Source organism: Vibrio sp. 2130-1, assembly GCF_033339515.1.
This window is the reverse complement of sequence record NZ_JAWOUT010000370.1, coordinates 1-646: the sequence shown is the minus strand read 5'-3', so window position 1 is coordinate 646 and position 646 is coordinate 1. Positions and strand designations below refer to the sequence as shown.

Here is a 646-nt window from a genome sequence, read left to right as displayed (position 1 = left end):
ATCCACCAGATTTTCTCGCTCTAATTTCGAGCAGCCATACGCGTCACAGAACAGCTTGGCGCGTTGAATTTGCTGTTCCAAGTTGCCCATTCGGTCATTTTCATCCGTTTTAAAAGGAGCCCAACCGTAAATGGAAAAAGCAACATCCCATAAACGAGGAGCAGGATGTGCGGTATCAAAATCGAATACACCAACCACGGTTTCACCATTTAGTGCAACATTGTATGGCATAAAATCCCCATGACAAATCACCTCTTGGGGGACTCGATCAGGTAACATCCAATGACACACTTCGCTTTGATGTGAAATGAGAAAATCTTCTGAAGCATCATGCATTCTACGCAACATTTTGGCCGCGGATAAAAGTGCAGTAACAGAAGCAATAGAACCTTGCAGTGGATAGTTGAAGGTATCTCCTTCCACAAAGCTCACCCACTCTTTACCACCCTCACCCTCAATCCCAATCACTTTGGGGCATTGCGTGAATCCATTGGAATGAAGGTGATTTAACAACTGGTGGACGGTCATCGTCCAAGAGCTTGCCGGACGACTAACGCGATCACCTGTACGATAAATGGCATTATCCCGACCACCTTGTAGCATTTCCATGACTTTCCCTTGTTCGATCAGATTTGGGGCGACGATT

At 45.8% G+C, this 646-nt stretch carries 1 protein-coding gene; it reads right to left on the bottom strand.

The genetic code is table 11. The annotated features are described in order from the left end of the window. On the bottom strand, positions 1 to 609 hold a 609-nt coding region (locus R7Q09_RS26295), incomplete at its 3' end, for an aminoglycoside phosphotransferase family protein (RefSeq protein ID WP_318143961.1). Positions 610 to 646 lie beyond the last annotated feature (37 nt).